The organism is Streptomyces sp. NPDC047841 (genome assembly GCF_040704085.1).
GTDB lineage: Bacteria > Actinomycetota > Actinomycetes > Streptomycetales > Streptomycetaceae > Streptomyces > Streptomyces argyrophylli.
This window is the reverse complement of the sequence record NZ_JBEYRP010000002.1, coordinates 396,265-416,429: the sequence shown is the minus strand read 5'-3', so window position 1 is coordinate 416,429 and position 20,165 is coordinate 396,265. Positions and strand designations below refer to the sequence as shown.

Annotated in this window: 16 protein-coding genes; 10 read left to right on the top strand and 6 right to left on the bottom strand. The window is 70.6% G+C overall.

The genetic code is table 11. From position 1 onward, the window contains the following. Positions 1 to 71: 71 nt before the first annotated feature. The 7 genes from AB0947_RS04445 to AB0947_RS04415 all read left to right on the top strand — a co-directional run bounded on the left by AB0947_RS04445 (position 72) and on the right by AB0947_RS04415 (position 8,681). The gene (locus AB0947_RS04445; protein WP_366748735.1) at positions 72 to 1,190 is read left to right on the top strand and encodes a hypothetical protein; all 1,119 of its coding nucleotides are present in this window, start codon (positions 72 to 74) and stop codon (positions 1,188 to 1,190) included. Between the two features lie 228 nt (positions 1,191 to 1,418). After that, positions 1,419 to 3,050 carry a M48 family metalloprotease gene (locus AB0947_RS04440; RefSeq protein ID WP_366748734.1) on the top strand — a complete coding sequence of 544 codons (1,632 nt, stop codon included), beginning with the start codon at positions 1,419 to 1,421 and terminating at the stop codon, positions 3,048 to 3,050. An 83-nt stretch (positions 3,051 to 3,133) separates the two neighbouring features. Next, complete coding sequence (locus tag AB0947_RS04435; protein WP_366748733.1) at positions 3,134 to 4,252, top strand: hypothetical protein; 1,119 nt, start codon at positions 3,134 to 3,136, stop codon at positions 4,250 to 4,252. 90 nt (positions 4,253 to 4,342) lie between these two features. Continuing rightward, on the top strand, positions 4,343 to 5,056 hold the full coding sequence (gene msrA / locus AB0947_RS04430) for a peptide-methionine (S)-S-oxide reductase MsrA (protein ID WP_366748732.1): 714 nt from the start codon (positions 4,343 to 4,345) through the stop codon (positions 5,054 to 5,056). Positions 5,057 to 5,520: 464 nt separating this feature from the next. Beyond that, on the top strand, positions 5,521 to 5,661 hold the full coding sequence (locus AB0947_RS04425; RefSeq protein ID WP_366748731.1) for a hypothetical protein: 141 nt from the start codon (positions 5,521 to 5,523) through the stop codon (positions 5,659 to 5,661). Positions 5,662 to 7,167: 1,506 nt separating this feature from the next. Next, entirely contained in the window at positions 7,168 to 7,761 is a 594-nt protein-coding gene (locus AB0947_RS04420; protein WP_366748730.1) for a DUF4291 domain-containing protein, read from the top strand. 194 nt (positions 7,762 to 7,955) lie between these two features. Next, the gene (locus AB0947_RS04415; RefSeq protein ID WP_366748729.1) at positions 7,956 to 8,681 is read left to right on the top strand and encodes a hypothetical protein; all 726 of its coding nucleotides are present in this window, start codon (positions 7,956 to 7,958) and stop codon (positions 8,679 to 8,681) included. Between the two features lie 178 nt (positions 8,682 to 8,859). On the opposite strand, the gene AB0947_RS04410 is transcribed toward AB0947_RS04415, so the two are convergent. Beyond that, complete coding sequence (locus AB0947_RS04410; protein WP_366748728.1) at positions 8,860 to 9,900, bottom strand: NAD(P)-dependent alcohol dehydrogenase; 1,041 nt, start codon at positions 9,898 to 9,900, stop codon at positions 8,860 to 8,862. A 171-nt stretch (positions 9,901 to 10,071) separates the two neighbouring features. Between AB0947_RS04410 and AB0947_RS04405 the strand changes: the two genes are divergently transcribed. Beyond that, entirely contained in the window at positions 10,072 to 10,980 is a 909-nt protein-coding gene (locus tag AB0947_RS04405) for a helix-turn-helix transcriptional regulator (protein WP_366748727.1), read from the top strand. Between the two features lie 69 nt (positions 10,981 to 11,049). On the opposite strand, the gene AB0947_RS04400 is transcribed toward AB0947_RS04405, so the two are convergent. From AB0947_RS04400 to AB0947_RS04380, 5 genes are all read right to left on the bottom strand, one after another. Further along, entirely contained in the window at positions 11,050 to 14,295 is a 3,246-nt protein-coding gene (locus AB0947_RS04400; protein ID WP_366748726.1) for a S8 family serine peptidase, read from the bottom strand. A gap of 302 nt (positions 14,296 to 14,597) precedes the next feature. Beyond that, on the bottom strand, positions 14,598 to 15,281 hold the full coding sequence (locus tag AB0947_RS04395; protein ID WP_366748725.1) for an ABC transporter ATP-binding protein: 684 nt from the start codon (positions 15,279 to 15,281) through the stop codon (positions 14,598 to 14,600). 121 nt (positions 15,282 to 15,402) lie between these two features. Continuing rightward, positions 15,403 to 16,845, bottom strand: coding sequence for an ABC transporter permease (locus tag AB0947_RS04390; protein WP_366748724.1), 1,443 nt, complete (start codon positions 16,843 to 16,845; stop codon positions 15,403 to 15,405). Between the two features lie 167 nt (positions 16,846 to 17,012). Continuing rightward, positions 17,013 to 18,260 (bottom strand): Ig-like domain-containing protein, encoded by a 1,248-nt coding sequence (locus AB0947_RS04385; protein WP_366748723.1) that lies wholly within the window; start codon positions 18,258 to 18,260, stop codon positions 17,013 to 17,015. A 236-nt stretch (positions 18,261 to 18,496) separates the two neighbouring features. Further along, the gene (locus AB0947_RS04380) at positions 18,497 to 18,841 is read right to left on the bottom strand and encodes a hypothetical protein (protein ID WP_366748722.1); all 345 of its coding nucleotides are present in this window, start codon (positions 18,839 to 18,841) and stop codon (positions 18,497 to 18,499) included. A gap of 109 nt (positions 18,842 to 18,950) precedes the next feature. On the opposite strand from AB0947_RS04380, the gene AB0947_RS04375 reads away from it, so the two are divergent. Together AB0947_RS04375 and AB0947_RS04370 are read left to right on the top strand one after the other, a co-directional pair. Further along, positions 18,951 to 19,277 carry an LAETG motif-containing sortase-dependent surface protein gene (locus AB0947_RS04375; protein WP_366748721.1) on the top strand — a complete coding sequence of 109 codons (327 nt, stop codon included), beginning with the start codon at positions 18,951 to 18,953 and terminating at the stop codon, positions 19,275 to 19,277. 42 nt (positions 19,278 to 19,319) lie between these two features. Next, on the top strand, positions 19,320 to 20,117 hold the full coding sequence (locus AB0947_RS04370) for a hypothetical protein (protein ID WP_366748720.1): 798 nt from the start codon (positions 19,320 to 19,322) through the stop codon (positions 20,115 to 20,117). Positions 20,118 to 20,165: the final 48 nt, after the last annotated feature.

Genomic DNA, 20,165 nt, shown 5'->3' with positions numbered 1-20,165 from the left:
CTCGCCCGGAGTTTTCCACAGTCCGGCGGCGGGGTTCGCCAATTGTCGGCGGCGTCTGGTTCGCTTGAGGCATGTCGATTCTCTGGCTGCTGATGGCGCTGCTCCTGCTGGGCTTCGTGCTGCTCCCGGTCGTACGGCGCAGGCGCGGGGTGATCGAGCAGGTTCCCCCGGGACACCCGGACGCCGCCGACCCCGCGGCCTACGGCTTCCTGCGCCAGGAGGAGCTGGACGTACGCCTGCCCGGCCCGGACGAGGACCTGCTCCAGGTCCTGGAGCTGGTGCAGCGCACGCAGGACTACCGGGCCGCCGCCCAGCTGCTGGCCGGCACCGAGTCCGGGGGCGAGCGGCGCTGGCAGCGGGTGCAGGCCTTCGCCGGTGCCGCCGCGCTGGAGTTGCAGCAGCGGCCCGGCGGGGTGCACGAGACGCCGGGCGGCCAGTGGCTGCGGGTGTGGCGGGCCGAGCAGCCCAAGGACGCGGGCGCCGCCGCCGTCCACGCGGAGTTCCTGGTGCAGCAGGCCTGGCGGACGTCGACGCCGGGCACGGACGACTTCCGCATCATCATGGAGGAGGCGCGGCACGCCTGTGCGCAGGCGGCCCTGCTGGCGCCCGGTGACCCGGTTCCCTACGTGACGGAGCTGTCCATCGCACGCGGACTGGCCTATCAGCACGCCGAGTTCGACCAGCTGTGGCTGAAGATCCTCGACCGCGCCCCGCACCATATGGGCGCGCACCTGGCCGCGTTGCAGTACTGGTGCGAGAAGTGGCACGGCTCGCGCGAGCAGGCGTACTCCTTCGCGGAGGCCGCCGCGGCCCGTGCCCCGGAGGGTTCGCTGCTCGCCGCGCTGCCGCTGTTCGCGGTGTTCGAGCACCTGCCGGAGGTGAACCTGGTCGCGAGCTTCTACCGGAGCGAGGTCGTCACCAAGGCGATCCACGGCGCGCTGCACGCGGTGCACGCGGCCGGCCCCGAGGACCCCATGCTGCCGCACGTCCGGCACCTGCTGCTGTTCTTCCTGGTCCGCGCCGAACGCTGGGCGGAGGCCATGCAGCAGCTGATACACATCGACGGTCACGTCGGCGCGCTGCCGTGGATCCTGTCCGCCGATCCGGCCGCCGAGTTCGCCCTGCACCGTGCGCTGGCCGTGGCCGGTTACGAGGCCAACGGCGGCAGCCCGGCCGGCCTCCCCGGCTGACGCACCCCTCCGGGCCCCGTCCCGGGACCCCCACCCCTTGCGCCCCCGAAATCGCATTGCCCTTCTGACCTGCGGTAGGGCATACTCCGCATCCCCCCACACCGCACCAGACGCACCACCCAGCACCGCCGGCACCGCCGAAGCACCGCCCGCGGCCGACCGGCCCGCCGCCGGCCCGGCGCTCCGTCATGTCCCTTTTCCCTTTGGTCCTGTGGGGGGATCTGCCCGATGGGCGCAACTCTGCGCGCGCTGCGCGCCCTCGTCCTGCTGCTCGGCTTCTACCTGCTGAGCCTCGTTCTGCTCGCCGCGCTGATCGCCGTCGACGTCCTCGTGTTCGGCTGGGGACACGGCCCGCTCACCGTGAAGGTCGGCTTCGTCACGGTACTGCTGGCCGTCCCCGTCGTCCGCGGCATGCTGATGCTGCGCACCCCGAAGGGCGAGGACGGGCCCGGCATCCCGGTCACCGAGGCCGACGAGCCCCGCCTGTGGGCGCTGGTCCGGGAGCTGGCCGCGGCGGCCGGCACCCGCGCGCCCGACCGCATCCTGCTCACCGGCGAGGTCAACGCGGCCGTCAGCGAGAACCCGCGGCTGCTCGGCCTGCTTCCCGGCCCGCGCCGGCTCTACCTCGGCGTCCCGCTGCTGACCGGCCTGACCGAGGCCCAGCTGCGGTCCGTACTCGCCCACGAGTTCGGGCACTTCACCGGCGGGGACACCCGGCTCTCCGCGCTGGTCGTGCGCGGGCGCGTGCAGATCGGCCGGGTCATCGGCCAGTTCCACGAGAAGGCGGACGAGAAGGTGGCCGCCGACCGGGCCCGGCAGGAACGGGCGTCCGCCAAGCGGATCGCCAAGGGCAAGAAGGCCAAGCGGATCGACACGACCGGCGTCGGAGCGACGTACCGGACGATGGCGAGGATCTACACCGCCTACGGCAAGCTCTACCTGCGTACCTCCCTCTCCACCGCGCGCGGCCAGGAGTTCGCCGCCGACCTGACCGCCGCCCGGATCGCCGGACGGGACGCGACCGCCTCGGCGCTGCGCGAGATCCCGGTCCTGTCCGCCTCCCACGACTTCTACCTGGAGTCCTACGCCACCCTCGGCCTGCAGGCCCGGCTGCTGCCGCCGCGCGGCGAGTTCTTCGGCGGCTTCGGCCGGCTGCTGACGGCCCGTGAACTGGAACTCGCGGGGCTCCGCTCGCAGCTGCCGGAGGAGCCGGCCGGGCCGTACGACTCGCACCCGCCGATCGCCGAGCGCGTGCGCCGGATCGAGGCGCTGCCCGCGGACGGCCGCGCCGACGAGGCCAAGGGGGCGGCGCTGGCCCTGCTGGCCGACCCGGCGCGCACCCTGGCCGCCCTGGAGGACGCCGTCCTCGCCGACGAGCTGCTCGGTTACCCGCGCGCGGGCGGCTGGGAGGACCTGCTGGACGCCTCGATGGCCACGGGCCTGTCGGCGGCGCGGACCCCGCTGCACCGGGCGCTGGCCCAGTACACCGGTCAGCCGCCGACGCTGTCCGCGCTGCTGGACGTCATCGACGACGGCCGGCTGTGGCGGGTGGCCGAGCAGCTGCCGCTGTCGGAGGAGGCCGCCGCCGCGAAGGGGCGGGCGTTCCGCGAGTTCGTCCGGCCCGTGCTGCGCCGCTCGCTGCGCACCATGGTGCTGGCCGAGTTCAGCTCCCGTTCGCTGCTGCACTGGGAGTTCTCCTGGACCCGCCCGGCGGCGGTGCGGCTGCCCGGCTGGGGCTCGCAGACGGAGGACGACGGTCCGGAGGCGGCGCTGGAGGCTGCCGTGGAGGCGGCGGTCGCCGACCACCCCGAGACCACACGGCTGCGGGCGCTCCTGCCGCCGGCCACCCAGAACGCCTGACGGGCCACGGCCCGCCGACCGCCCGGCAGGCCCGCGCCGCCCCCACTGCCGTACCTCCCGAAAACGAACGGACCCGACCCCCGATGACCGTCCTCCTCTGGATTCTGGGCATCCTGGCCGTGCCCACGCTGCTCTTCGTGCTGTGGCTGGCCTGGGTGTTTCTGAAGGAGCTGTTCCACCCGAGCCCCGACGACGACGCGGAGGCGGCCGAGGCGGCGGAAGCCGCCCAGGCCGCACAGAAGCTCGGGCTGCTGCCCGCCGAGCGGCAGAACACCGACCTGGCCGCGCCCCTTCCGGCGGAGTGGACCGCCGCGCTCACCGCGGTCCGCGGCGGTGACTGGCGGCCGGCCGCCGACCTGCTCGCGGCGGTCGGCCACGACTGGGAGCGCCGGTCCGCGCTCGTGTACCTGCTGGCGGACCGCGCGGCCGAGGAGGACGCGTGGCTGCTGGACTGGGAGGCCGAGCGGCGCGACGACCCCGGCGCCGCCGTGGTCCGGGCGCGCAGCACGGTGATCCTCGCCTGGAAGCTGCGCGGTGCGAAGACGGCCCGGTACACGACCCGGGAGCAGGCCGAGGGCTTCCACCGCACGCTGGTCTCGGCCCGTGCGGAGATCACCCGGGCGGCGGCGCTGAACCCGCAGGACCCCACTCCGTACATCGCGGAGATATGGGTGGCGCTCGGCCTCGGCTATCCGAACGCCGACATGGACAAGCTGTGGGCGGAGATCTCCGCCCGCGCCCCGCACCACTACGAGGCCCACTTCTCGGCGCTCCAGTACTGGTGCGCGAAGTGGCGCGGCTCCGAGCGGCTGGCCTTCGAGTTCGCCGAACGGGCCGCCGCCGACGCGCCGTTGGGCAGCCTGCTGACGGCGCTGCCGCTCATCGCGCACTTCGAGCACGACGAGTCGGAGGACACCGCGGCCGACAACACGCCGGAGATGCTGGCCCGGGTCGAGGCGGCGCTCCAGGACGCCGCGGCGGCGGACCCGTCCCACCCGCGGTTGCCGGAGCTGCGGCACCTGCTGGCGTTCTACCTGCACCTCCAGGACCGCAACGAGGCGGCGCTGGAACAGTTCAAGCTGGTGGACGGTCATGTGAACGCGCTGCCGTGGCGCTACCGGGGCGACATGGCCGGGCACTACTGCCAGGTCCGCGACACCGTGGTACGGGCGGTGCGGGAGACCGCCGCGGCGCCCGCCTGACCGGAATGCGGCGGGTCGCCCGGACGTTGTGAGCGGTGCCGGCCGGCGAGGCCGCCGGCACCCCATCCCCCGACCGACAGGGAGACCCCCATGCTCTTCGGCCGCACGCCCCGGCTGCCCACCCCCGAGCAGGCACTCACGGGCCGCCCCGCACTCCCCTACGAGGTCCCCCACCGGCACACCGTCCTCGGCACCCCGCTCCTCGGCCCGTACCCGGAGGGCCTGGAGGTCGCCGACTTCGCCCTGGGCTGTTTCTGGGGCGCGGAGCGCACGTTCTGGCGGCTCCCGGCGGGCGTGCACACCACCCTGGTCGGCTACCAGGGCGGCTACACCGAGAACCCGACGTACGAGGAGGTCTGCTCGGGCCTGACCGGCCACACGGAGGCCGTCCGCGTGGTCTACGACCCGCGGCAGATCTCGTACGACCGCCTGCTCAAGACCTTCTGGGAGTCCCACAACCCCACGCAGGGCTTCCGTCAGGGCAATGACGTGGGCACCCAGTACCGCTCGGCGGTCTACACCCACACCCCGGAGCAGGCGGCCACGGCGCAGGCCTCCCGCGAGGCCTACCAGAAGGTCCTGACCTCCTCCGGCTACGGCACGATCACCACGGAGATCCTCCCGGCACAGGGCCGCGCCTTCTACCCGGCCGAGGCATATCACCAGCAGTACCTCGACAAGAACCCCGCGGGTTACTGCGGCCTGGGCGGGACGGGCGTCAAGCTAAGTACCCCGTCCGAGACCAACTGGGGGGCGTCGTGCTCGACGGGCATCGCTCCAGCGCCGGAGGTCACGGAGCAGTAACCCTCCAGGCTCGTGTCTGGCCCAACCGGCCGTGCCGCCGACCCACCACCCAGTACGGAGGCGCGGCCGGCTTTCGGCGCCGTCTGGGCAAACCGGCGCCGCAGAGAGTCAGCCTTCCCAGAGCCAGTTCTCGGTCATACCGCACGCTGAGGGCATGATTCGCTGCGTCCCTCGCCACGATTACAGACATGGCGACTTCGGGGGCGGGGAGCGGTCGGTTCGGTGGCCTGGGACAGTGGTGGGGCGTCTTGGCCGGCGCTCTACTCATCGCTGCGTGGATCAACGGAGCCGCCGGCCCCGCGGCGGTCATCGCGCTCTCCGCCGCCGTGCTCCTCTGGTCCTTCTTCCAAGCTCCGGTGACGTGCGCAGCTCCGGTCAGGGGACGGGAGGACGGCTGCCGTAACAATGCAACTGGCCTCCTTATGGGATGCCACATCCGGCAGCACCGGTGGCAGAAGCTCAAAATGCTGATCATTCGGCGGCGGGTGCACGAGTTCTGCTCCGGGCTGTTCTCGGACGGTAAGGCAGCCCTCGTCACACTCGCGGCAGTAGGCAGCTTCCTCTCCGGACTGGTGGCCCTGATACCCGGCACCGCCGTGCACTGACCTAAGCGCTTGCGGACTCGTCGTCAGCACCATCCAGCGCTGGGCTGACGAACACGGCGAGATAGCGGAACTAACCGCCTGGCCCGCTCAGGTCGGTGTACGGCTCCCAATCGAGTGAATACGCACCCCGCAGTCTGCACGTATTCGGCTGATAAACGCCCTCAGCCCACAACAGCGTCCCGGCGAGCTCACGTCCCTGGTGGATCCTGAAGTCGTGATCCCGAGTACGTCGGCGGCGGGGGCTTGGCGGAGTCCACAGAGACGCCTCGTTGGTCATCATCAGGGCAAGACCGTTCTGGCCGGACCGGCTGCAGAAGCGCTCCAGCCTGGCTATGTCCCGAACGAAGTACAGGCGAGCGATGTCGGTAGCGGCGTGCGCCCTCAATGAGTAGTCCTCAGATGGATTGCCGGCCGTGCCTGTCCAACTTCGGGTGAAGTACTTGAACTCGATTGCGGTGCGGGTCGAGGGCCCAAGGCACAGGAGGTCCAGGTACTCGGTCTTGCCCTGCGCTCGTTGCGGCACCTCCAGCCTGGAGCGCACCTCCGGTGCCAGCTCCCAGAGCGCCCGAGCAAAACTGTGCCGAAGGTCGGCTTCGGAGTGAAAGACCGGCCTCTGCCGGCGCAGACACTCAACGACATCGCTGAGTGCGGTCCGTCCGGCGATAGTCCCAGTGCCGTCCATCGGCGTCGTAGTCACGGCGTCATTGAAGTGGCTCCCTGGCTGAACTCTCAAGCACCGTGGCTGACTTCGGATGCTGGTGGGTCCGGGTCAACACCGGCACAGGTACGCGCCCCTGTCAGTCCCTGGCTCTAACGTGGGGCCGGACAACGCCAAAACCTATTGGGGGAGCACAGTGAGCGATGCCGCCTTCTTGGCAGCCACGGAAGACCATGTACGCGTCGTACGAGAGGCTCGGCGCATCGTAAGGCAGATCCTTGCTGACGACGCGGCTCTCAGCGGGTACGAAGTCCTTCGCCGTCTGGACGATCTGGCGGTTGAAGCCTCAGCGGAAGCCGAACGCATCGCTACCGCGCTCGTGGAGGAGTCCGTGTGCCGCCACTGCGGACACTCGATCACGCGGGTCGGCGATTCCGCGTGGCGTCACGATGAGGCCCCGCCCATGTCGCGGGGGTGCCGAGCCGCGAGCTTCGATCGGGACGGCACTTGGGACGACTCCCTCGACCGAACATGGAAAGCAACTCCGCCGAAGAGCCGCTGATACTTCCGGGCGCCGGAGCTCAACGGGTCATATGGCTCAACAGGCCAGTCGGGACGGGGTCAAGCTAAGTACCCCGTTCGAGACCAACTGGGGTGCGTCGTGCCCGACGGGAATCGCTCCGGCGCCGGAGGCCACGGACAAGTAGCCGGTAGTGCGTGCGGTAGGTCTGACGCGGACGCCGTGGCACCGGCGATTCCCACGGTGCTGCGGCCGGCGGTCTCCGTCGCAGTGACCGGCGGTCGAAAATCAGTGGCCGCCCGAACCGGCTGTCACCACGCTGTACGCCATGGAACAACAGCAACGCGAGATCCGTGCGGCCTACGCGGACTCCACGATCACCGTCTACCAGGCGTACGCTCCGGGAATCGGCCTGCCCGCCATCCAGGAGGGCCGTTTTCCCGCCGCGTGGAAGCGCGACAGGATGACGTGGATCAAGCCGTCGTTCCTGTGGATGATGTACCGATGCGGCTGGGGCGCCAAGCAGGGGCAGGAGACCGTTCTCGCGGTCGAGATCAGTCGTGACGGTTTCAAATGGGCGCTGCGTCACGCGTGCCTGTCGAGCTATGTTCGCGGGGTGCACCCCGACCGGGCCGCCTGGCAGCGTCAGTTGAAGCGCGCGCCCGCTCGCGTGCAGTGGGACCCCGAGCGGGATCTGCGCCGGCGGCCTCTGCCGTACCGGTCTCTGCAACTCGGCCTCTGCGGTGAGGCCGCACGACGCTACGCGGACGAGTGGACGGTCTCCATCCGCGACGTGACCCCACTCGCCCACGAGATACACGCCCTGGTCAACGGGGGCGATCTGGACTCCGCCGCCCGGCGCCTGCCCCAAGAACGCCCCTACCACATTCAGGAAGACCTTCTCGCCCACCTACGCGGATGACGGACCGGTCCGCCCGACAGCCGGCTCCGGCCCACGGGTCACATGACAGCACAGGCTCGGCGGCACCGGTCTGTCCTGTCCGGTCGGGGTCGCCGAGGCGCAGGGCTGAGCCAATTCCGGCGACGGTCCCCGGTCCCTCCCCGTAGATTCACCCCCCGTGTCGAGACGGTTCGACTCGGAGCGAAGGGGAGGGCATGGGCAGTCGGGTTTTTCTCATCGGTGGGGGCTGGGACCGCGCCGAGGTGTACGAGCCGTTCCTGCGGGAGCTGGATGGTGAGCGGCGGGTCGGGTGTCTGGTCCTCGACGAGGGGGACGGGGCCGCGCAGTTCGAGCGGTACGCGACGGCGCTGCGGAAGGCCGGGCCGCCGTGCACGCCGGTGCCGCTGCTCGTGCCGCTCGGTGGCCGCTTCGAGCCGGAGGCCGCGCTGGACGGGATCGACGGGCTGCTGGTGTGCGGTGGGCTGACACCCGCCTACCTGGACGCGCTCGCGGACTGCCTGGAGCGGCTGCCGGCGCTGCTGGCGGTGCGCGGGATGCCGTACGCCGGTTTCTCCGCCGGTGCCGCCGTGGCCGCGCGGCGGGCCCTGGTCGGCGGGTGGCTGCTGGACGGGGTCCCGGTGTGTGCGGAGGAGACCGGGGAGGACCTGGCGGAGATCGAGGTCCGGCCGGGGCTCGGCCTGGTGCCGTTCGCGGTGGACGTGCACGCGGCCCAGTGGGGCACGCTGGCCCGGCTGGTGACGGCGGTCGCGCGGGGGGACGCGCCCTGCGGGGTCGCCGTGGACGAGAACACGCTGCTCACGGTGGGGGACGGCGAGGTCCGGGTGGCCGGGACCGGCCGGGTCCATGTCGTACGGCCGGCGGACGACGGAGCCGTCCTGGTGCGGGCGTACGGCGCCGGGGAGGGTTTCCGTCTCGGATAGCGCCCCCGAAGGGGCGCGGGGAACCGCGCGAACGGCCACGACGGCCCGCACCCGGCAGACCATCCGCACCCGGCAGACCATCCGCCGCACGCCGTAGCCCGGCAGGGCTACGGCCTCGCAGGACCACGGCCCGACAGGTACGCGCCCGGGCACGACCGCGCCCGGGCCGGACCGCAGGTCAGATCGTGGCCGTGTCGATCACGAAGCGGTAGCGGACGTCGCTCGCCAGCACCCGCTCGTACGCCTCGTTGACCTCGGCCGCGCTGATCAGCTCGATCTCGGCGCCGATGCCGTGCTCGGCGCAGAAGTCCAGCATCTCCTGGGTCTCGCGGATGCCGCCGATCATGGAGCCGGCGAGCGTCTTGCGGCCGCCGATCACCGAGAAGAGGTTGAGCGCGATGGGGTCCTCGGGGGCGCCCACGTTCACCAGCGCGCCGTCCGTCTTCAGCAGCGACAGCAGCGCGCCGAAGTCCATCGGCGCGGACACGGTCGACACAATCAGGTCGAAGGTGCCGGCCAGCTCCTCGAAGGTCTTCGGGTCGCTGGTGGCGTAGTAGTGGTCGGCGCCCAGCTTGAGCCCGTCGTCCTTCTTGCGCAGGGACTGGGACAGCACCGTCACCTCGGCGCCCATGGCGTGCGCGATCTTGACGGCCATGTGGCCGAGACCGCCGAGGCCGACGATCGCGACCTTCTTGCCGGGGCCGGCGTTCCAGTGGCTCAGCGGGGAGTAGGTGGTGATGCCCGCGCAGAGCAGCGGCGCGGCGACGTCCAGGGACAGCCCGTCGGGGATGCGCAGGACGTAGTTCTCGTTGACGACGATCTTCTCGGAGTAGCCGCCGTAGGTGGGCTCGCCGTCCTTGCCGACGGCATTGTAGGTGCCGACCATGCCGTTGAGGCAGTACTGCTCCTCGCCTCGCAGGCAGTTCTCGCACTCGCGGCAGGAGTCGACCATGCAGCCGACCCCGACCCGGTCGCCGACCCGGAACTTCGTCACGCCGGGGCCGACCTCGGCGACGACGCCCGCGATCTCGTGGCCGGGGACCATCGGGAAGATCGCCTCGCCCCAGCCCTCGCGGGCCTGGTGGATGTCGGAGTGGCAGATACCGGCGAACTTGATGTCGATCAGGACGTCGTGCTCGCCGACCGCGCGTCGCTCGATGGTCGTCCGCTCCAGCGGGGCCTTCGCGGCGGGCGCGGCGTATGCGGCAACAGTGGTCATGCGGAGGATCTCCTAGCGGGGGGTCTCGCGCCCGGCTGCCTTCCCGCCGGGCACGGTCTCCAGCCTGCCGGGCGAGGCGCCGCCCACCCAGACCACGCTTTTGCGTACGACCGCCGTGCCTACCACTGGCGGGGTCAGGCTGCCGCGCATACGACCAGGAATACTGGACGCATGGACAGCAGGGACGAGCAGCCGGACGCAAGCGTGGCCACCGGCCGGACCCTGGACCGGCGGGCGGAGCTGAGCGAGTTCCTGCGCAGCCGGCGGGCCCGGCTGAAGCCCGAGGACGTGGGACTGGCCGGCTTCGGACGGCACCGCCGGGTGCCGGGGCTGCGCCGTGAGGAGCTGGCGCAGCTGGCCGGGGTGTCGGTGGCGTACTACACCCGTCTCGAGCAGGGCAACGGCCGTAACGTCTCGGCCGAGGTGCTGGACTCCATCGCCCGGGCGCTGCGGCTGACGGACGCCGAGCACGCGCACCTGACGCACCTGGCCAAGCCGAAGGCGCACAAGAAGAAGCCGGCGGCACGGCAGCAGCAGGTGCGGGCGGTGCTGCGGCACCTGCTGGACAGCATGGAGGGCGTACCGGCGTACGTCGTGGGCCGGCGCTCGGAGATCCTCGCCTGGAACCGGATGGCGGCGGCCCTCTTCGGTGACTGGGGGGAGCTGCCGCCCGGTGAGCGCAACTGGGCGCGGCTGGTCTTCCTGCGCCCCGCCTACCGCGAGCTGTTCGTCGACTGGGAGCAGAAGGCGATCGACATCGTGTGCGCCCTGCGGATGGACGCGGGGTGCGATCCGGACGACGCGCGTCTGTCGGCCCTGGTGGGTGAGCTGTCCGTCAAGAGCGAGGAGTTCCGCCGGCTGTGGGCCACGCACGACGTCAAGGAGAAGAGCCACGGCGTCAAGCACCTGCACCACCCCTTGGTGGGCGACCTGGCCCTGAACTTCGAGAGCTTCCGCCTGACGGACGGCTCGGAGCAGTCCCTGGTCACCTACCACGCCGATCCGGACTCCGCCTCCGCGGACTCCCTGCGTCTGCTGGGCAGCTGGGGCGCCGACGCGACGCGCGCGGCAACGCGCTGAGGGGTGCACCGGAGGCTGTCCTCCGGTGCACCCCTCGTCAAGGAGCGTGACGGTCTACCGCGCTGTGGCCTACTTGCCGGAGTACGCGTTGTAGATCGTGATCGCCGACGTGTTGCCCTTCTTGTCGGTGATGTTGGCGCGGAACGAGATCGCCTTGTTCTTCGCCGGGTTCTTGACGGTGATCTTGCCGTTCTTGACGGTGACCTTCTTGAAGTTCTTGCCGTCGTAGGAGACGTAGACGGCGAGGGACTTCAGGTTCCTGCCGGCGGCGGAGCCCTCCACGGTGACCGGGAAGGTGACCGTCTTGCCGGCCGTGACACGGCTGTCCAGGCCGGTCGTGGCGCCGAAGTGCAGCGCGGAGGCGGGCAGCTGGACGAAGTCCGCCGGCTTCTTGGAGCGGAAGGTCCAGGTCGCGTCGATGCGCGTCGAGGCCTGCGACACCTTCGCGGACCGCTTGACCGAGGTGGTCAGCTTGTACGCCGCGTCACCGGACGGCACCTTGAAGGTGGCGTCGCCGAACAGCGGGTCCTTGTTCGAGCCGACCTTGGCGCCGTTGCGGTACAGCGTGGTGTTCACCGAGGTGAACTGCGAGGACCCGGCGTGCTTGGCGGAGTCGGCGAACAGCGGCAGCACGCCGAAGATCTCGTTGCCGTCGCGGAACAGGCCGTAGTCCTTGCCGAGGTGCGGGCCGAAGACGGCGGTGTTGACCGTCTTGGTGTAGGTCTTGCCGCCCTTGAAGGTGAACTGGCCGAGCCCGTAGCCGGCCTCGGTGACCGGGAAGCCGTCCTGGTCGACCCCGCCGTTCTGCTGGAAGTCCAGCTCCCACTGCACGCCGCCGGTGGCGGACAGGTGCAGGGTGCGGGTGCCGGGCAGCTTCTGCGGGATGCTGATGGAGGAGGCGCCGGAGCTGCCGGGCAGCCAGCCCACCGCGTCGATCGAGCCGGTCTTGCCGCTCGCCGCCGCGCCCAGCCGTGCCTTCACCGTGGCGAGGTCGCCCGCCTTGTAGTGCTTGGTGTAGCCGGTGGCGAGCTGCTTGACGGCACCGCCGGAGGTGACGTCGTACTGCTCGGTCGCGCCCTTGGTCCAGTGGCCGTCCCACTGCTGCCACAGCGTCCCGGCGGGCAGCTGCGGGCCCAGGTGGGCGGTGCGGAAGTTCTTGTACGAGTCGAGGAACCAGCCGAAGCCGTACTGGCCGTTGCCGACGGTGACGTCGTACTCCGGCGAGGCGAACTGGGACTTCAGGCCCGAGGCCGGGACGGTGATGTCCACCGGCTTGGTCTTGCGCGCGTCGATGGTGATCGTCTGCTTCTTGTCGACGGTCAGCTTCGGCTGCGCGATCCAGTCGGCGCCCTTGGAGGCGTCCTGGGGGTCAGCGTAGACGGAGGTGTTGAGGATGTACGTGCCCTTGGGCGCGCGCACCTTCACCGTGCCGGACTTGTCGTACGGGGTCAGCCAGACGCCGTTGGCCAGGCCCGCCACGCCGCTGACGTCGGCGTTGTAGTACGGGGCCGGCTTGCCGTCGCGGCCGATGAACTTCAGGGTCAGGTCGTACGACTCGACCTCGCGCTGCACCGCGGCGGCCGTGCGGACGGTCTGGCCGTCGCCCGTCGCCGTGACGTACGCCGAGTAGTCGCCGTCGACGGTGCCGCCCAGCTTGGTGTCGACGGTGAAGTCGACCGAGGCGGTGCCGTGCGCGGGGACGGTCACGGTCGTCGCGCCGAGCTGGAAGAAGCCGGACGGGGCCGCCGCGCCCTTGGGGTTGGTGGCGGTGCTGCTCAGGCTGAGCGTGACGTCCTTGTCACCGAGGTTGCGGTACGTCAGCTTCTTGGTGACCGGCTTGTCGTCGGTGTGCGGCCACTGCTGCACGCCGAAGCTCACCGACACCGGGTCGGCGACGATCGACTGCTTGATGGCCTTGTCGACCTGGATGCGGCCCGTACCCTGCTGGAACGGGGTGTACTTGCCGCCCTTGGTGGAGCCGGTGAGGGCGCCCTTCAGCTCGGTGTAGCCCCAGTCCGGGTGCTCCTGCTTCAGGATGGCGGCGGCGCCCGCGACGTGCGGGGTGGCCATCGAGGTGCCGGAGATGGTCAGGTAGCCGTCGGGCTTCTCGCCGACCTCCTGGTCGATGACGCTGCCCTTGGCCGCGGCGGCGGTGATGTCCACGCCCGGCGCGGTGACGTCCGGCTTGATGGCGCCGTCGCCGGCGCGCGGGCCGGTGGAGGAGAAGTCGGCGAGCTTGTCCTTGTCGTCGACGGCGCCGACGGTGAGCGCGGCGTCCGCGCTGCCCGGCGAACCGATCGACTGGGGGCCCTCGTTGCCCGCGGCGATCGCGAACAGGACGCCCTTCTCGGCGGAGAGCTTGTTGACCTCGGCCTCGAGCGGGTCGATCTCGGGGGTGTCGTAGCCGCCGAGGCTCAGGTTGATGACGTCGGCGCCCTGGGAGGCCGCCCACTCCATGCCGGCGAGGATGCCGGAGTCGTCACCGAAGCCGCTGTCGTCCAGGACCTTGCCGTTGAGGAGCTTGGCGTCCGGGGCCACACCCTTGTACTTGCCGCCCGACTTGGCGCCGGTGCCGGCCACGATGGACGCGACGTGCGTGCCGTGACCGAAGTGGTCCTTGGCGTCGGCGGCTGTGGTGAAGTTCTTGGACTCGATCACCTGGTCCTTGAGGTCCGGGTGGCTGGTGTCCACGCCGGTGTCCAGGACGGCGACCTTCACGCCCTTGCCGGTGTAGCCGGCGGCCCACGCGGTGGGGGCGCCGATCTGCGGCACGGACTTGTCGAGGGCGGCCTTGCGGACGCCGTCGAGCCAGACGTGGGCGATGCCGGAGGCGGACTTGTCGCCGTTGGTGACGGCGGCCCACAGGTCGGCGGTGTCCTTGACCGGGGTCTGTACGGCGTCCGCGTTGAGCGCCTTCAGGCTGCGGCGCAGGGTGCCCGCGTCGCGGACGTCGGCCTTGGCGCCGGCCGCGGTGCCGCGGTAGCCGACGATGACCTTCAGGCCGTTCTTCTGGGCCTTGCGGGTGGCGGCCTTGTTCAGCTCGGTGACGTCGAACAGGCGCTGGTCCAGCGTGCCGGAGGCGACCAGGCGGGCGGCGTCCGCGGGGACGACCAGCGTGTGCCCGGAGGTCTTGCGGACCTGGAAGGGTATGTGCTCGCGTCCCTTGGCCCGCTCCAGGCCGACGACGCGGCCCTTGGCGTCGAGGGCGACGCGGTCACCGGTGATCAGGGTGACGTGGTGCTTGACGGCGGCCTTCGAGGCGGCCGTGGTAGCCACCGAGGCGCGGTCGGGCTTCGCCGACGCCGGGCTGGTCATACCCGCTGCGAGGGCGACTGCTGCGGCCGTCGCCACGGTGGCCGCAGCCGCTCTTTTCACTTGTCTACGCAAGTTCTCCCCCTGGAGATGGAGTACCGGGCGAATTCCCCGTTCACCCGTTCGGGGGCGGACTCGTACGTATGCACGCCAACCCCCCGGACCACGCAGTATGCCGGGGGGTGATCAGTGGGCTCAATAGATGAAAGGACGGTAAGAAGGCTCGCCAGGAAACTGTTACGCGGCGGCCGGGACACCGTTACACAACTGCGAAGTGCGCCGCGATCGGCTCGTGTTATGCGCCGTCAGGTGGCCGCGTTCTCCTTCACGGTGATCCTGCCCTTGCGCAGGGTGGCCAGGCGCGGGGCCTTCTTCGCCAGCGTGGAGTCGTGGGTGACCATGATGAACGTCAACCCGTGCTCCGTCCACAGGCGTTCGAGCACGTCCATGATCTCGTCCCGCGTTCCCTCGTCCAGGTTGCCGGTCGGCTCGTCGGCCAGCAGCACCTTGGGTTTCTTCACGACGGCCCGGGCGATGGCGACGCGCTGCTGCTGCCCTCCGGACATCTCGCCGGGAAGGTGTCCGAGGCGCTCGCCCAGACCGACGGACCGAAGGGCCTCGGCGGCGAGTTCGCGGCGCTCCTTCACCTTGATGCCGAGGGGGACGAGGGCGGTCTCCACGTTCTCCTGGGCGGTGAGGGTCGGGATGAGGTTGAAGGACTGGAAGACGAAGCCGATGCTCTCGCTGCGGACCCTGGTCAGCCGGGCCTCGCTCAGCCTGGCCAGGTCCGTGCCGTCCAGGACGACTTCGCCGGAGGTGGGGCGGTCGAGGCCGCCGAGCATCTGCAGGAGCGTGGACTTCCCGCCGCCGGTGGGGCCCTGGATGACGAGCCTGTCCCCGTCGGGGATGGTGAGGCCGACTCCGTCGAGGGCGTGGACGGTGTCCTTGCCCCGGGTGTAGCGCTTGGTGACGTTGTTCAGTTCGTACATGGGGGCTCCGGGATCTGTTTCAGGGTGGGTGCGCGCTGGTTCTGGCCGTCGGTCCGCGGGGGCGGGCGCGCGTTTCCCCGCGCCCCTCGACCGGACCGGCCGGCCCCGCCGGGAGGCCGGCCTACTCCACCCGCCTCAGCGCGTCCGCCGGGCGCAGCCTGGAGGCGCGCCAGCCGCCGAACGCGCCCGCGATCAGGCCGCCCGCCACCGCGAGGCCCACCGCCAGGACGATCGTCGTCACGCTCACCGGGGCCGTGAGGGCCACCTCCAGGGTCTTCGCCGTCCGCCGGCCTGGGCCGCCCGGGAAGCCGCCGCCACCGCCGGGGCCGCCGCCCGTGCCGCCGCCGACCTGGGCCTGGAGGCCGGGGCTGATGGCGGTCACGACGTACGCGCCCGCCAGGCCGAGGGCGATGCCGAGGACGCCGCCGACCAGGCCGTTGACCATGGCCTCGCCGACCACCTGCCGGGTCACCCGGCCCGACCGCCAGCCCAGCGCCTTCAGCGTGCCGAACTCGCGGACCCGGCGGGAGACCGCCGAGGAGGTGAGCAGGCCGGCCACCAGGAAGGCGGCCACCAGCACCACCAGGGACAGCCAGGTGCCGACGTTCGCGGCGAGGGAGGAGGCCGTGGACAGGGAGCCGGAGACGGTGTCCGCGAGGTCGGCGGAGGTGGTGACCGTCGTACCCGGGACGTTCTTCCGGATCGCCGACTTGACGCTGTCGATCTTCTTCGAGTCGGCGGCCTTGACGTAGACCGTGGTGACCTTGTCCTTCGCGTCACCGAGGGTCTGGGCCCGCTTCAGCGGGATGTACAGGTTGGCGGCCGAGTCACCGCTGTCGGCGGTGGCGATGCCGATCACCGTGAACTTGACGCCCTTGACGGTGACGGTGGAGCCGACCTCGTACTTCTTCTCCTTGGCGTAGGCGGAGTCCGCCACGACGACCGCGGCGTCGGTCTCCGTCGTCTTGAAGGTTCGGCCGCTGGTGATCTTCGAGGAGGTCAGCGGGCCCAGGGCGGGCTTGGTGACGTCGGTGCCGTACACCGAGTAGGTGTTGACGTCGAAGTCGGCGCCGCCGCCCTTCACCTCGCCCTGGGGCTGACCGTACCCGCCGCCCCGCTGGAAGCCGCCGCTCCCGCCCTGCTGGAACTGACCCCGCGTGAACTGCCCGCTGACCTTGAGGACCTGAAGGCTCAGCCCGCCGACCGCGTCCGAGACGCCGGACTGCGAGCCCACCTTGGTCACCGTGGACGCCGACAGGGTCTGGAAGCCCTGCACCATCACGCGGTCACTGCTCTGCTTGGAGTCGTCGCCGTCGTTCTGCGCGTCGAACCGGAAGCGGGGCCGCTGGGCGTCACCGGTGGACGCCGACGCCGCCTTGGTCACCGTCATGTCGGTCCCCAGCCCGTACAGCGACTGGAGCACCTTGTCCTGGGCCTTCCCCATGCCGTTGGACACGGAGTTGACCACGATGACCAGCGCGATGCCCAGCGCGAGGCCGGAGGCGACGACGAGGGCCGCCTTTCTGCGGCGGCGCAGTTCGCGCCTCAGGTAGGTGAAGAACATGGCCGCAAGCTAGGGACGGACCGTGATGGCACCATAAGGCCGACATAAGAGAAGCATGAGAAGGCTTCCACCGGCTTCCACCGGCCCCCGGGACTCCCGGGCGGGCAGCCGTGAAAAAGCCGGTGCCGCGCATGAGGGGCGGCACCGGCATGGTGGGTGAGGGAGCGTCAGACGGCCGAGCCGGCCTTCCACTGCGCCCAGTCCATGTTCCAGCCGTTGAGGCCGTTGTCCGGCGAGACGGTCTTGTCGCCGGTGTTCTGGACGACCACGACGTCACCGATCAGCGAGTGCTCGTAGAACCAGGCCGCCGGCGTGCTGGGGTCGTTGGCGCCCTTCTTGTCCTGCAGGCCCACACAGCCGTGGCTGGTGTTGACGTTGCCGAACACCGAGGGGTCGCCCCAGTAGTTGCCGTGGATGAAGGTGCCGGAGTTGGTCAGGCGCATGGCGTGCGGCACGTCCTTGATGTCGTACTCGCCCTTGCCGTCGTCGTCGGTGAAGCCGACCGTCGCGCCGTTCATCCGGGTCTCCTTGAACTTCTCGGAGATCACCATCTGGCCCTCGTACGTCTTGTTCTCGGGCGAGCCGGCGGAGATCGGTATGGTCTTGACAACCTTTCCGTCCTGCGTGATCTTCATCTGCTTGGTCTTCGCGTCGACGTACGAGACCTGGTTGCGGCCGATGTGGAAGGTGACCGTCTTCTGCTGGACGCCGTAGACGCCGCTGGCGCCCTGGACGCCGTCGAGCGCGAGCTTCAGGGTGACGGTGGAGCCTTCCTTCCAGTACTCCTCCGGGCGGCAGTCCATGCGGTTGGCGTTGAACCAGTGGCAGGCGACCTCCTGGCCGCTGCTGGAGCTGACCGTGATGCCCTTCTGCACGGCCGCCTTGTTGGTGATCGCCTTGTCGAAGTTGATCGACACCGGCATGCCGACGCCGACCGTGGCGCCGCTGTCCGGGGTGAAGGTGCCGATGAAGCTGTTGGCCGGGGAGACCGTGGTGAAGGACGCGTTCTCGTGGGCTATGCGGCCCCCGGAGTCCTTGGCCGCCGCGGCGAGCTTGTAGGTGGTGGAGCGCTCGAGCTGGACGCTGGGCTTCCAGCTCTTCTTGTCGGCGGACAGCTGCCCGGCGACGGTCTTGCCGTCCTGGCTGGTCATCGTGACCGACGTGAGCGTGCCCTTGCGCACCGAGACGGCCGCCGAGTTGTTGATCGACGCGTTGTCGGAGCCGTCCTTGGGCGTGATGGTGATCTGCGCCTCCGACGACTTCTTGGCCGCCGCCTCGTCGGCCCTGGCCTGCGAGGTGTCGTTGCCGCCGGAAGCGGAGCCGGCGTCGCCGCCGGAACACGCCGTCAGCACCAGCACACCACCGAGCAGAGCGGACGCGGCCGTCAGGCGCCTACGCCGCATACTGTTCGTCATCACAAGCTTCTCCATCGTTGCCGAGTCGCGATAACCCCGAGAGTCCCCGCCAGGAACGTTCAACGCTACGGCCGGTACCTGCCGTTCCCCAGCCCGTCGGGCTGTGGGGCATCCCACGTCCGCGGAACGCGGTCGCCCACGGCGGCGGGTGGTGCGGGATTCGGTCCGTGCGCCCCCTGGGACGACGAAACCCCGGACGGCGGTTGCCGTCCGGGGTCCAGGGTGCCCCGCGACGCTCAGCCGATGCCGTCCTCTTCCTCGTCGTCCGCCCCATCATCCTCGTCCAGGTCCCAGTCGGGCGAATCGGGGTCGTAGTCGACCCGCTCGCTGGACCAGGACGCCTGCTGCAGTTCCACTCCGGGTACCTCGGCCACCAGGTCGAACGGGTCCACGAGATACGCCAGGGCCTCCGCGGTGTCTTCCGTCACAGCCGCCTCGGCCTGGGCCCGCTCCCCCTCCGGCAGCTCCGGGTCCGCGGCGATCCGGCGCAGCGCGGCCTTGGCCACCTGGTCGTCGTCCTGGACCTCCAGCACCAGCTCCACGCGAAGCCGCACAAAACGTGATGTCTCTTCTGTGCTCATGGCGGGAGCGTACGGCCGAAACCTCCCGTGACTTTCCTGTGACCCGCGACTTTCACTAACATCGCCCCACACGGCCAATTCGCCAGCGTCACAAGGGGATCGATATTCCGTGTCATCCGCTCGCCGTCCGCTGCTGACCGCCACCGCCGCGGGCACCCTGCTGTGTGCCCTGTGGTTCGTCCCGTCCGCGAACGCCTCGCAGGACGCCCCGGCGCGACAGACGGCGCGGACGTCCGCGCCGACGCAGGTCACGCAGGCGAGAGCGGTCACGGTGGCCACCACCGAGGACACCGGCCGGGAAGCGGCGGAGGAGGCCGGGCTGGCCGACACGGGAAGCTTCGACACCACCCCGTACGTCGTCGGCGGCAGCCTCTTCCTCGCCGTGGGTGCCGGATTCGTCGTGTATGCGGTGCGCCGGGAACGCCTGGACTTTTAATCATCCTTGACGGAACTTTGACAGCCCGCTCATAGTTCGCTCATGAAGAGATCATCGGGCGTGCGGCTGTGCGCCACCGCGGCTGTGAGCGTGCTGTCGCTCGCCCTCGTCACGGGCTGTGGCGACGGGGGGTCGAAGGACTCCGGGGACGCCAAGGGCCCGGACGCGGCGAAGCCGGCCGCGAAGGCGCTGAGCGCCGCCGAACTGAAGAAGCTGATCATCGCCAAGGGCGAGGTGCCCGGGTACGAGGTGGGCCCCGTCGAGGGCGGCATCCCCGACCGCGCCAAGGTCACGTCCGACGACGCCAAGTGCCGGCCGGTGCTCCAGGCGTCCACCGGCATCGCGCCCGGTGAGCCGGCTGCGGACACCAGCCGCATGGTCACGCAGGACAAGAAGAAGGACCCCACGGACGACCCCACGTCCCTGGACGACCTGTCCGACGGCAAGTTCGAGGACGCGATCAACAAGTCCATGGACCTGGACGTCACCGTGGTCACCCTGGCCTCGTACGACGGCGACGGCGCCGAGCGGGCCCTGAAGTCGGTCTCCGACGCGGTCAAGGCCTGCGCGGGCGGCTTCTCCGGCGTGCAGGACGGCCAGAAGGGCAAGTTCACCAACGTCGCCGAGGAGAAGTCCTCGGGCACGGGTGACGCGTCGATGGCCTTCACCGCGACCAACGACGCGGGCGAGGACGGCGCCATGCCGCTGCACGCCGAGGTCGTGCGGCACGGGAACACCCTCGCCACGTACACGACGATCAACATCGGGGCGATGATGAGCAAGAAGGCCTACACGGTCTCCGCTCCGGTGGTGAAGGCGCAGGCCGCCAAGCTGAAGTGACGACGCGTCCGTAGCGTGGAGGGGCCCCGGCCGCTGTGCCGGGGCCCC

Coding starts and splice junctions, on each gene's coding strand:
- msrA (WP_366748732.1), top strand. CDS start 4,343: ATGCTCTTCGGCCGCACGCCCCGGCTGCCCACCCCCGAGCAGGCACTC.
- AB0947_RS04400 (WP_366748726.1), bottom strand. CDS start 14,295: ATGACCAGCCCGGCGTCGGCGAAGCCCGACCGCGCCTCGGTGGCTACC.
- AB0947_RS04415 (WP_366748729.1), top strand. CDS start 7,956: ATGGGCAGTCGGGTTTTTCTCATCGGTGGGGGCTGGGACCGCGCCGAG.
- AB0947_RS04390 (WP_366748724.1), bottom strand. CDS start 16,845: ATGTTCTTCACCTACCTGAGGCGCGAACTGCGCCGCCGCAGAAAGGCG.
- AB0947_RS04380 (WP_366748722.1), bottom strand. CDS start 18,841: ATGAGCACAGAAGAGACATCACGTTTTGTGCGGCTTCGCGTGGAGCTG.
- AB0947_RS04385 (WP_366748723.1), bottom strand. CDS start 18,260: ATGACGAACAGTATGCGGCGTAGGCGCCTGACGGCCGCGTCCGCTCTG.
- AB0947_RS04425 (WP_366748731.1), top strand. CDS start 5,521: ATGCTGATCATTCGGCGGCGGGTGCACGAGTTCTGCTCCGGGCTGTTC.
- AB0947_RS04435 (WP_366748733.1), top strand. CDS start 3,134: ATGACCGTCCTCCTCTGGATTCTGGGCATCCTGGCCGTGCCCACGCTG.
- AB0947_RS04410 (WP_366748728.1), bottom strand. CDS start 9,900: ATGACCACTGTTGCCGCATACGCCGCGCCCGCCGCGAAGGCCCCGCTG.
- AB0947_RS04395 (WP_366748725.1), bottom strand. CDS start 15,281: ATGTACGAACTGAACAACGTCACCAAGCGCTACACCCGGGGCAAGGAC.
- AB0947_RS04420 (WP_366748730.1), top strand. CDS start 7,168: ATGGAACAACAGCAACGCGAGATCCGTGCGGCCTACGCGGACTCCACG.
- AB0947_RS04370 (WP_366748720.1), top strand. CDS start 19,320: ATGAAGAGATCATCGGGCGTGCGGCTGTGCGCCACCGCGGCTGTGAGC.
- AB0947_RS04440 (WP_366748734.1), top strand. CDS start 1,419: ATGGGCGCAACTCTGCGCGCGCTGCGCGCCCTCGTCCTGCTGCTCGGC.
- AB0947_RS04445 (WP_366748735.1), top strand. CDS start 72: ATGTCGATTCTCTGGCTGCTGATGGCGCTGCTCCTGCTGGGCTTCGTG.
- AB0947_RS04405 (WP_366748727.1), top strand. CDS start 10,072: ATGGACAGCAGGGACGAGCAGCCGGACGCAAGCGTGGCCACCGGCCGG.